The sequence below is a fragment of the Pedobacter sp. genome, assembly GCF_045628745.1.
GTDB lineage: Bacteria > Bacteroidota > Bacteroidia > Sphingobacteriales > Sphingobacteriaceae > Pedobacter.
Genome location: NZ_JAZQPU010000400.1, coordinates 1 through 2,148, shown reverse-complemented (window position 1 = coordinate 2,148; position 2,148 = coordinate 1). Strand labels below are relative to the sequence as shown.

The window sequence follows — 2,148 nt, the reverse complement described above, 5'->3', positions numbered from 1 at the left end:
AAGGTGGTTTGCTTTAATCGATTTCTATACTTTCAATTGCTTTTTCCATCGCATTTTCCTTCACCCCAGGCACTTTTAACCCTTCGGCGCGGAAAACAGTAAGATCAGTCATGCCTAAAAAGCCTAGGAAAGCGGTTAGATAAGGAGCAACAAAATCGTTCGCTTTGCCGGGTCCTTCAGAATAAACACCACCAGAAGACATCGCAACATAAATCTTTTTACCATTAACCATTCCAACAGGCCTACCGTCTTCGCCATAACCAAAAGTTATTCTGGGTCTGGTCACATGGTCAATCCAGGTTTTAAGGGAGCTATGGATTGTAAAGTTAATCAGCGGTGCACCAATGACAATGATATCAGCAGCAAACAATTGCTTCACTAAATCATCAGAAAGGATGTTTGACTTTTTATCCTCCTCGGTAATATATTCTGCTGGCGTAAATAATGTGCGAAGGGTATTAGGGCTGAGGTGGGGGATGTCCATTTCAACGAGGTCTACCTCCTCCACTGTACTGCCTGGATACTTATCTTGAATTTTTTCAACGATAGTATGCCCCAATTTAATGCTGTACGATGCTGCGCCTTGAAGGCTTGACTTTAAATGTAGGATGTGTTTCATAAGAATTTTTTAGGGTAAGATCAATTTAAAAGACTGCTTTAACTCGAATTGTTGAAAGCAAAAATAAGGTTACCAGGTGGTAAAAAGTTAGTACTTACCCAAAGGTAAGCGGTTACATCGAGGTAAGTGATTATCTTTATGCTTATGAAAATGATTAGAAATGAGACCATTCCTAACACTGAAGAGTGTGCGAGCTCGCTCAAAAATGTTCTTGATGCGCTATACGTACTCAATGGAAAGTGGAAACTACCCTTGATCCTTTCTCTGGTGAAATCATCCAAGCGTTTCAACGAAATTCAAAATGAGCTCACCGGTATATCCTCCAAGGTATTAGCCAAAGAGTTAAAAGACCTGGAATTGAATGACTTTATTACACGTACTGTATATCCTACTACACCTGTAAGCATTATTTATGAAGCAACGGAGTATAGCCGGACTTTAAAAAATGTGTTAAGGGAATTAAGTGCCTGGGGTGAACAGCACAGGGAAAAAATTAAGCAAAGCATGCGTAAACAAGCTGTAATTTAAGTAAACAATTCCCCTTCCTTGTTAATTGCTGCTGCTCTTTCCTGCAATGGGTTTTAAAAGAGTTTAGCTGTGCCATCCCTGAGTACGATACTTAACTGTTAATCATTATTAAAAAATGAACCTGTAAAAATTACGGGAGCATATGAGGTTCATGGAGAGTGGATCTTACCGTGACAATAGTCTGAATTTGATGACCTTAAACATCAGCTCTAGTGACCAAGGTCATATATTATCGAGGTTTTTTATTCGACTATTGCAGGGTAGGTTAGTACATAAATTATAAAAGGCAATTTGTTCTTGCTAATCCATTACCCATATTTCAAATATCATGAAAACACTACTTTTATTAACTGATTTTTCAGCCGAAGGAAACCATGCAGCAGAATATGGCTATCATCTTGCAAAGGCCTTGAATGCCAATGTAGTTCTCTGCAATGCAATCACCATTCCTGCCCAGCTTTCTGAAGTAGGAGATATTGCCTGGCCGTTAAATGGATATGATGGTGTTATTGACGATAGCGAGGCGGATCTCAAGAAGTTCAAGAAACAGCTTGAACATACTGATCACAGTCCAGGTTTTCACCCACAAATAAGCACCATTAATCAAACCGGAAGACTTGAAGATGTTGTGGGAAATGTGATAAGTGCCTGCAATGCAGACATGGTCGTAATGGGTACCCACCGTAAAGGAATCGCTCATTTTTTGCTGGATAATAATTGTAGAAATATGATTAATGCAAGCACTTTCCCACTGCTGCTGATTCCTCCTTATGCCAAATATTGTGACTTAAGCAAAATAGCGTTTGCTACAAATTTTGATTACCCAGCGCAGGATGCAATAGACATAGATCAGTTAATACCATTAGCCAGTGTGTTTAGGGCAGATATTCTGGTAACACATGTGCGTGGCGATCATGCTCATCGGGTAGATCACCAGAAGGTAGCAGATAAACTGCTTAATGGCATCTTGAATAAAGTTAATTACCCTCATATTTTCTATA

Annotated in this window: 3 protein-coding genes; 2 read left to right on the top strand and 1 reads right to left on the bottom strand. The window is 39.4% G+C overall.

Going from position 1 to position 2,148, the window contains the following annotated elements:
• Positions 1–13 precede the first annotated feature (13 nt).
• The gene (locus tag ACR2F7_RS14675; protein WP_432714296.1) at positions 14–619 is read right to left on the bottom strand and encodes an FMN-dependent NADH-azoreductase; all 606 of its coding nucleotides are present in this window, start codon (positions 617–619) and stop codon (positions 14–16) included.
• 144 nt (positions 620–763) lie between these two features.
• On the opposite strand from ACR2F7_RS14675, the gene ACR2F7_RS14670 reads away from it, so the two are divergent.
• Both ACR2F7_RS14670 and ACR2F7_RS14665 read left to right on the top strand, forming a co-directional pair.
• Positions 764–1,147: a winged helix-turn-helix transcriptional regulator gene (locus ACR2F7_RS14670; RefSeq protein WP_432714295.1), complete on the top strand. Its 384-nt coding sequence runs from the start codon at positions 764–766 to the stop codon at positions 1,145–1,147.
• A 328-nt stretch (positions 1,148–1,475) separates the two neighbouring features.
• Positions 1,476–2,148: universal stress protein (locus tag ACR2F7_RS14665; RefSeq protein WP_432714294.1), on the top strand; the 673-nt coding region annotated here is incomplete at its 3' end.

Bases quoted from the DNA above. Each gene is read 5' to 3' on its own strand.
- ACR2F7_RS14670 (WP_432714295.1), top strand. From the start codon at position 764: ATGAAAATGATTAGAAATGAGACCATTCCTAACACTGAAGAGTGTGCG.
- ACR2F7_RS14675 (WP_432714296.1), bottom strand. From the start codon at position 619: ATGAAACACATCCTACATTTAAAGTCAAGCCTTCAAGGCGCAGCATCG.